This window comes from Thalassospira sp. UBA1131, from assembly GCF_002311515.1.
In the GTDB taxonomy this organism is placed as follows: Bacteria; Pseudomonadota; Alphaproteobacteria; order Rhodospirillales; family Thalassospiraceae; genus Thalassospira.
In genome coordinates this window covers 4,155-12,485 of record NZ_DCAO01000038.1, presented here as the reverse complement: position 1 = coordinate 12,485, position 8,331 = coordinate 4,155, and the positions used below count along the sequence as shown (strand labels likewise).

The following is an 8,331-nucleotide window of genomic DNA, read 5'->3' as shown; positions in this document are numbered from 1 at the left end:
TAGATCACAGTTATAACGCCAATCGGGCCGGTTCTGTTTTTGGATCGGCCTGATTGCTGTTATGGTCGGGAAAATTCAAAAAATTCGCCGCTTACGCGGGCTTAAACCTGCCGACCCTGATCATCACATCCAGAGAAGAGAGAGATGGATAGCTACAGCATTATCAAATCCCTGCATGTCATCAGCGTGATCGCCTGGATGGCGGGTCTTCTTTATCTGCCAAGGCTTTATGTCTATCACTGCGAAGTCGCGCCGGGCTCGGAAGCCAGCGAGAAGTTCAAGGTGATGGAACGCCGCCTTTTGCGCGCCATCATGAACCCGGCAATGATCGCGACCTGGATTTTTGGCGGCTATCTGATCCATGCAGCCGGTGTGATGACCGAAGGCTGGTTCCACGTTAAACTGCTGTGTGTGGTTCTGATGACCATCGCGCACATGATGATGGCGCGTTACCGCCGGGCGTTTGAGGCGGATGCCAATACGAAATCGCAAAAATTCTATCGTATTTTCAATGAAGTACCGACGATCCTGATGATCATTGTCGTCTTCATGGTGATCGCACGTCCCTTCTGATCGGCTCTGTTTGACAGCCACTCAGTAAAAACGTTTCGATTTTAAAATAAAAAGGCCGCCAAACTGGCGGCCTTTTCTTTGTCATCGTTTTGGTATCGAACCAAAATCCGATGAATGGGGTCAATCAGGCGTTACCGGCCGGCTGACCTTCCATCTTGGATGCGAATTTTTTGCGGAAAAGATCAGCAAAATCAATCTGCTGCATCATCAGCGGCGGGAAGCCACCGTCTGCGGTCAGGTCTGCGACGATCTTGCGGACATACGGGAACAGCAGGCGCGGAACTTCGATCATCAGAACCGGCAGGCGGTGTTCGTCAGAAACATTCAGCGTCACAACGCAGCCATACTGCAGTTCGGCAATGAAGGCCACCTTGTCGCCAACGTCGGCTTTGACGTTGATCTTGATGGTAACTTCGTGAAGTTTCTGGTCCTGGGTGGTGCGGGCCTCAACATCAACGTCGATATTGATTTTCGGCTGCTGCTGCAGGGCAACGCTTTCCGGTGCGTTCGGGTTTTCGAACGACAGATCCTTGATGTACTGGGTGTGGATCGTGATCGGATTTGCGGCCGGCTGCTGCTTCTGTTCTGCTGCGCCTTCTGCACCGGTGGTATTCTCGGCCATTAAAGTCTAGCTCCCTTAGAGGTCATTTCGTCTTGATCAGAAAAAAGCTTTCGGCTTGAAGGCTTTGCCTTGGCTGAAATGCTTATTACTGACGCCGCCCCGTTGCGGCAGATAAATTGGACTTGTTGGCCTAGCACGTCTGGCGTGCACGGGCAAGCCAATCAGAGCGGGTCAAAGCCCTTATCAAAGCCCGTATTTCCGGGGGTTTGGTTGTCCTGATTACGGACAAAGGCCTTTGAAACAAAGAAGGCTGACCGGGGGTGTCGGTCAACCTTCTGATTTTGTGATTTTCGGATGAATTCAGCGCGTCTCGTCACGCGGGGGCAAATTGCGCGGTGTTTCGGGATTGTCGCCCGGATCGTTGCTGTTATCGGTGTCGTTTGACGGGTCATTCGGGCTGACATCTTCGAAATCGCCATCAATGATCGGCCCGGCACCGCGCGGCCGTGATCCGCCATGTCCGCCGGGTCCATTGGGCCCGCGCCCGCTTGACCCGCCTTGCGCACCGCTGGAATAGGTCGCACCGCGGAAGTTGGTCCGGATATTGCCCGACTGAACCAGCTTCATAATGACCTTGGCCCCGATCAGCTGGCGCAGCGGCGGGACAAGCAACAGGAAGCCAAAGGTGTCGGTGACAAAGCCCGGGGTCAGCAACAATACACCGGCAATCAGAATGCAGATGCCGTCAAACAGGGCACCAATGGGCATTTCGCCCTGATCCATCTGGCTTTGCGCCTTGGCCAGGGTTTGCAACCCCTGGGCACGCATCAGGGACGTGCCGATGATGGCTGTCAGAACAACCACGCCAATGGTCGGCCATAGCCCGATCAGTTCGCCGGCCTGAATGAAGACCGCGATTTCGATGATTGGCATGGCGACGAATATCGCGAGAAAGTAAAAGCCCATTGTTTCTCCGTTTACTGGCGATGGATTGCCTGTATGCGCCGCAAATGTCGTATTATCACATGCATTTTACGGCCAAAGCTGACGTCTTGCTGAAACTATTGCAGAAAACAACTTGGTTTTCAGCGATTTCTCATTAATCTGCACACTTAAGTTCGTTGGTTAGTTGGTGGGAACGCTAATGTGACAACGCGACAAAAATGCGGCAGATCGTCATCTTGGCCTTGCCCCGGCGCATATCGCACCGGTGAAGGGTGAAGATGATCACATCTTGCCGGGTAATCGGCAGTTGCCCTTGCATTTGGTTAAGTTCATACCATCTCTCCACCACGGTTGTGATATACAGACAACCAGTTTGAAACCATTAGGATCACGAGACCGTCTTGCAGTATTTCGATATATTCTTATTCGCTCTGATTGCGGTTTTCCTTGTGCTGCGTTTGCGTGGCGTGCTTGGCCGTCGCACCGGCAATGAAAAGCAGGGGCCGTCCGATATCTTTGGCCGTCAGACTCATGACAATGAAGGCCAGAAAGACGCCGCAGCTCAGACCGATAATGTTTATCGCCTGCCGGACTCCGGTAACGATCAGGATGCGGCAGATGTTCCTTCGGGCACGTTTGCAACCCTGCAGGAGATCCAGAAGCACGATCCGAACTTTACCCAGCAGGACTTCCTGAATGGCGCGCGCATGGCGTTCGAAATGATCGTCGAATACTTTGCCAAGGGCGACAAGGATGGCCTGAACCCGTTGCTTTCGGCCGAGGTTTACAAGAACTTCGCCGCTGCCATCGATGCCCGCGCTGAAAAGGGCGAGCACGAGGAAACCACCCTGGTCGGTATCAAGAGCGCGGCGATCCATGACGCCAGCCTTGAAGGCCGTACGGCCTATGTCACGGTCAAGTTCGTGTCCGAGGAAGTCTCGGTCATTCGCAATGCCGAGGGCGATGTTGTCGATGGCGACCCCAACAAGGTGGTCGAGGCCGAAGATCTTTGGACATTCGCGCGCAATATCGAAAGCCGCGATCCGAACTGGCAGCTGGTTGCGACCGAAACCCCGGAAGAAGAAACCGCCGATTAACGCGGGTTTCGCAAAGACCAAACATATCAAAGGCGATCCGATAAACCGGATCGCCTTTTTTCATGTCCGCATGGTAACGAGCCCGCGCAATTATCGGCTTGTTAAGCATGTCAGGGGCAAAATCGGGTTTTCGTAGAACCGTTGCAAAAACGGTGACGTTCGAATTGGCTAATTACGGGTTTCCATCTTGAAAAGACGACTGGTTTTATCGCGCAGCCTGTCCCTTGTTTCTGTGCTGGTCGGTGCGGCTGCCGCCCTGATCTGGATGTTTTGGCCACAAATCACCGGACAGATCGAACCCCCGGCCGAGGTGGAAGACAAACTGACCCTGCGCCCGGCGACGTTTGCCGATCTTGATGGCTGGCAGACCGATGATATGCGCGGCACCGTGCGGGCCTTTGCCCGGTCGTGCCAGGCGATGCTAAGACGCAGTGATGACAAACCCGTCGGGCCCGATCCACGCATGGGCACCATTGGCCAGTGGCGCGATCATTGCGAAACCGCGGTTTCCCTTGATGTTGAGAGCCTTCGCAAGGAAGACGCACGTGCGTTTTTTGAAAGTGGTTTCAGACCCTATCTCAGTGGCAATCGCGATACGGCCGAGGGCCTTTTTACCGGCTATTACGAGCCGGAATTGCAAGGCCAGCTGACCCGTGGCGGGGCGTATCAGACGCCGCTTTATCTTAAGCCCAATGACATGGTCTCGATCGATCTTGGCGATTTTCGTGAGGATCTGAAAGGCACCAAGCTGGTCGGGCGGATCGCGGGTGACGCAATCAAACCCTATTACGACCGCGAAGCGATCGAGGAAGGGGCGTTATCAGACCGCGATCTTGAACTGGTCTGGGTCGATGATGCGGTAGATGCCTTTTTCCTGCAAATTCAGGGCTCAGGGCGGGTGGTTCTGCCTGATGACAGTGTGCTTCGGGTGGGCTATGCCGCGACCAACGGCCATCCTTATTTTGCCATCGGGCGGGAATTGATTGCGCGCGGGGTGCTGACGCGCGAAACCGTATCGCTGCAATCGATCCGTAAATGGCTGCATGACAATCCGGGCGAAGCCGATGCGGTGATGAATACCAATGCATCTTACGTGTTTTTCCAGCCGCTCAAGGTTGATCCGAACGACCCCGAAGCAGGCCCGCTGGGATCGCAAGGGGTGCCGTTGGAGCCCGGCCGGTCATTGGCGGTGGATCGCAGGTTCCACGCCATGGGGGTGCCGGTCTGGCTTGAAACCAGCGATCCGATGAATGCGGACCGTACGTTCCGCCGTCTGATGGTGGCACAGGATACCGGTGGGGCCATTCGCGGGCCGGTGCGCGGTGACATCTTCTTTGGCCCGGGCGAGGACGCGGCCCTTTATGCCGGCCACATGAACCGGCAGGGCCGCAAATATGTCCTGTTGCCCAACAGCATCGATCCGGCAAACTGGCAGGATCCGGATACTCAGACAGGGGGCACTTCATGATCCGTCATATTGTGTTGCTGCAGATCCCAAGCCATATCGCGCAAAGCGACATCGACACCATGATCGGCGAACTTGAAAAAGTTGCCTTTTCAGTGCCGGGTGCATTGGCCTTTAGCGGCGGACCAAAGATGACCGGAAGCGGCCTTAGTCAGGGATTTACCCATGCCATCACCATTGATTTTACTGATCTGGCGGCGCGCGACACCTATGTGCGCGGCCTTGATCAGGACTGGATCGGCATTCGATTGTCGGAAATGACCGAAGGCGGCCTTGGCGGTATTCTTGCCATAAGCGTCAATGTCGATGACATCCATACGCCCGACAAGGGATCGGACAAGAAGCCTGAAATACGCTGGATATAAAATAGACCACATCAAATGAACTTATATACGTGATAAATCCCGCTTCTTGGCCGAAAATCTCTGTATTAGCTTTCCACCAAACACATTGATCAGCAATCCGGTCATGACCAGAAGGGCCGCAATGATTTTGATCGGCCCGAAATCTTCGTCCAGCACCAGCGCGGATGTCGCCATGCCGACAATCGGCACCAAAAGCGTAAAGGGTGCCACCAGCCCGACCGGCAAGGTAGACAGCAACCGCCCCCAGATCGCAAAGCCCAGCAATGTCACCGGATAGGCGAGATAGAGGATCGCACCAATGCCGATCCAGCTGATCTGATCGGGCAGCATGGCAAGGTTTGCTCGCTCTTCGGTGATCATCGACAGGATGAAAAGCGGGATCGGTGGCACCAGACTGGCCCAGACGACAAAGGACAGCATCTGAACCGATCCGGCTTTTTTCATGATGATATTGGCAAGCCCCCAGGCGGCGGCGGCCGCAATCACCAGCGCAAGCCCAATCGCGGTGATCGATCCATCCGAAACAAACAACAACAGCCCGACGCCCATAAAGGCCACCAGCATGGCAACAACCCGGTGCGGTCCGACTTTTTCACCGAGTAAAAAGATGCCCAGCAACAGGGTGAAGAAGGCCTGAAGTTGTAGCACCAGCGATGAAATTCCCGCTGACAGGCCAAGATCCATCCCCAGAAACAGCAACGAAAATTTGATACAGCCCAGAACGACCCCAAAGCCGACGACGTATTTCCAATGGCATCTTGGGCGCGGCAGGAAGAAGACGGCGGGTAATGCGGCAAAGGCAAAGCGCAGGGATGACAGCAGGATCGGCGGCATTTCACCCAGACCCAGCTTGATCACGGTGAAATTCGCCCCCCAGATGGTGACGACCAGTAAAATGGCGAAAAACTGCCCGACGGACATGCGATCAAATCCCTTGCGATACGATGCGATATTCACGCTATGCTCGTCCGTGCAGCCGGACAATCAAAACAATGTCATGGCGACAATTTTGCGCAAGGATCTGAAAAAAGCGTAACGCAAAGAATAACACCGGACAGCAAGGCCATCCGGTGTTGATCAGAATTGCAATGGTGCCCGACTTACTGGGCGGCGACGATGCCTTCGTTGCCGGCATCCGATTTGCTGCAACCACCTGCGTCAGCCGTGCTGCCAACGCGTGATTTGCGCTGACGCTGGCTTTCGGATTTCAGCTGACCACAGGCGGCCAGAATATCGCGGCCGCGCGGCCAGCGGATCGGCGCTTCGTAGCCGTTATCGAGCAGGATTTGCGCGAACTTCTTGATGTCGTTGGTCGGCGTGCATTCGTAATCCGAACCCGGCCATTTGTTGAACGGGATCAGGTTGAACTTGCAGTGAACGCCTTTGACCAGCTTGGCCAGCGCACGCGCATGTTCGGGTTTGTCGTTCACGCCTTTCAGCATGACATATTCCATGGTGATCGGACGGGCATTGGACATGCCTGGATAGTTCCGGCACGCATCCATCAGTTCTTTGAGCGGGTATTTCTTGTTGATCGGCATGATCTCGTTGCGCAGATCATCATCAGGCGCATGCAGCGAAATCGCCAAACCAACGCCAAGGTCTTCGCCACAGCGCACGATTTCCGGCACCACGCCCGAGGTCGACAGCGTGATCCGGCGGCGCGAGATCGAAATACCTTCGCCATCCATGGCAATGCGCAGGGCATCGCGAACGTTTTCATAGTTAAACAGCGGCTCGCCCATGCCCATCATGACGATGTTCGACAGGCGACGGATGCCATTGGCCGGGGTCGGCCATTCGCCGTAGCTGTCGCGTGCGACCATGAACTGGCTGACGATTTCGCCCGGTGTCAGGTTACGCACCAGAAGCTGGGTGCCGGTGTGGCAGAATTTGCAGGTCAGCGTGCAACCCACCTGGGATGAAATGCACACAGCACCGCGATCTTCGTTGCGATCGGGGATATAGACCGTCTCGGCCTCGTTGCCGTCATGGAACTTCATCAGCCATTTGTGCGTGTCGTCGGTGCTTTTCTGATCGGCGGTCAAAACCGGACGCCCGACATAGAAATCCTGAGCCAGGCGATCACGCAGCTTTTTGGAAATGTTGGTCATGTCCTCGATGTCGGTGACACCGCGGTTATAGATCCAGTTCCAAAGCTGTTTGACGCGGAACTTGCTTTCGCCCATGTTGGCCATGAGTTCGGTCAGTTCTTCGCGGGTGATGCCGACCAGATCACGACGCCCGTCGGCTGCCTGCCCATTGGCGGCGCGCGAAACGAAGTCGGACAGCGACGGCCCGTCTTGCGAAGCAGGTGCATCGGTCTGGGGTGCGTTTTCGGTCAGGACGTCGGTCATCCCGGGCTCTCTCTTTGTCTGGTGGTCTGGTTATTGCGTCGTCAGGCCGTTTACGTGCGGCATTTCGGGTTTTCCGATGCGGCGGACTATACCAGAAAAAATGCCAGATGGCTTGGGCGCATAAATACTTGGCCCCGCATATAGCGGGGCCGGGTCGATTTAGAAACGATAAATTTCACATTGCAGCTATCACAGCACTGCAATCACGGTTGCAAAGCAGGCTGTGACGGCCCCACCAACCGGTTTGATCAGATATGGATCAGTTGACCGGCTTGGTGTTGCAGGCCTTTGAAATCGCGTTATAGGCGTTGGTAAAGCCCGACAGCGAATAGGTATCGGTGGTCTTGGTATCGCGTGACGAATAGCCAACCACAACCATGGTCGATCCGGCTTTCATCGCGCTGACCAGTTTGCGGTCTTCTTCGCTGTTTACCGCCCAGGCTGAGTCATCATGGGTGAACAGCTTGAAACTTTTGGAATCGATTCGAAGATCGACTTCGCTGCCCGACTTGTAGGTATAGCCGGTGATGAAGCTAACTTCATTAAGCAGCTTGAGTGCCGGGCGATGGGTGACCATGACATAGATTTTGCCACGCTGGGTGTAGTCGCCTTTGGCCGAGGTCGGCTGGCTGCCCATATAGCAGACTTTCTGGCCATCCTCGGAATAGGTGTAGGCTTCCCACTTGCCGTAAACATCAATCAGCTGCGGGGAGTTCTGGGCCTGTGCCACGTTGGTCGAAAAACCAAGCGCAAGCAGACAGGCAACCGCGCCAAAAGCAGCGGCAAACGAATTTCTGACGAGACGATGGGCGTGTTTTTTCATGAGGTCGCGTATCGTGTCTGAAGTTTCGGGATCGGTCCGACCGGACCACGTTAGGACGCATAAAATCCAAAGGATATGGCAAATTTATGAGGTTCGTTTTCCGAGATTGCCGCCAAAAGGTAAAGATTAAACCAAGGAATGCGT

9 protein-coding genes are annotated in these 8,331 nt (G+C 55.0%); 4 read left to right on the top strand and 5 right to left on the bottom strand.

Features of this window, described 5'->3' with window-relative positions:
• Window positions 1–144: 144 nt before the first annotated feature.
• The gene (hemJ, locus tag B3Z49_RS06045; protein WP_008888773.1) at window positions 145–573 is read left to right on the top strand and encodes a protoporphyrinogen oxidase HemJ; all 429 of its coding nucleotides are present in this window, start codon (window positions 145–147) and stop codon (window positions 571–573) included.
• Window positions 574–697: 124 nt separating this feature from the next.
• Here the strand turns inward: hemJ and secB are convergent, their stop codons facing one another.
• Together secB and B3Z49_RS06035 are read right to left on the bottom strand one after the other, a co-directional pair.
• The gene (secB, locus tag B3Z49_RS06040) at window positions 698–1,195 is read right to left on the bottom strand and encodes a protein-export chaperone SecB (protein ID WP_008888774.1); all 498 of its coding nucleotides are present in this window, start codon (window positions 1,193–1,195) and stop codon (window positions 698–700) included.
• Window positions 1,196–1,495: 300 nt separating this feature from the next.
• Window positions 1,496–2,101, bottom strand: coding sequence for an FxsA family protein (locus tag B3Z49_RS06035; protein WP_296988935.1), 606 nt, complete (start codon window positions 2,099–2,101; stop codon window positions 1,496–1,498).
• Between the two features lie 380 nt (window positions 2,102–2,481).
• Here B3Z49_RS06035 and B3Z49_RS06030 point away from each other — a divergent pair, with 380 nt between their 5' ends.
• The 3 genes from B3Z49_RS06030 (at window position 2,482) to B3Z49_RS06020 (ending at window position 5,007) form a co-directional block, all read left to right on the top strand.
• On the top strand, window positions 2,482–3,177 hold the full coding sequence (locus B3Z49_RS06030) for a Tim44/TimA family putative adaptor protein (RefSeq protein ID WP_120223869.1): 696 nt from the start codon (window positions 2,482–2,484) through the stop codon (window positions 3,175–3,177).
• Window positions 3,178–3,364: 187 nt separating this feature from the next.
• Window positions 3,365–4,645, top strand: coding sequence for a murein transglycosylase A (locus B3Z49_RS06025; RefSeq protein ID WP_296988928.1), 1,281 nt, complete (start codon window positions 3,365–3,367; stop codon window positions 4,643–4,645).
• A complete protein-coding gene (locus B3Z49_RS06020; RefSeq protein WP_296988926.1) occupies window positions 4,642–5,007 on the top strand; it encodes a Dabb family protein in 366 nt (121 codons plus the stop codon). The genes B3Z49_RS06025 and B3Z49_RS06020 overlap by 4 nt, the downstream gene beginning before the upstream one ends.
• Window positions 5,008–5,028: 21 nt before the next feature.
• Here the strand turns inward: B3Z49_RS06020 and B3Z49_RS06015 are convergent, their stop codons facing one another.
• The 3 genes from B3Z49_RS06015 to B3Z49_RS06005 form a co-directional block, all read right to left on the bottom strand.
• On the bottom strand, window positions 5,029–5,964 hold the full coding sequence (locus B3Z49_RS06015) for an EamA family transporter (RefSeq protein WP_296988924.1): 936 nt from the start codon (window positions 5,962–5,964) through the stop codon (window positions 5,029–5,031).
• A 143-nt stretch (window positions 5,965–6,107) separates the two neighbouring features.
• A complete protein-coding gene (gene rlmN / locus B3Z49_RS06010; protein WP_296988921.1) occupies window positions 6,108–7,364 on the bottom strand; it encodes a 23S rRNA (adenine(2503)-C(2))-methyltransferase RlmN in 1,257 nt (418 codons plus the stop codon).
• A 259-nt stretch (window positions 7,365–7,623) separates the two neighbouring features.
• Window positions 7,624–8,187 carry an invasion associated locus B family protein gene (locus B3Z49_RS06005; protein WP_296988919.1) on the bottom strand — a complete coding sequence of 188 codons (564 nt, stop codon included), beginning with the start codon at window positions 8,185–8,187 and terminating at the stop codon, window positions 7,624–7,626.
• Between the last annotated feature and the right edge of the window lie 144 nt (window positions 8,188–8,331).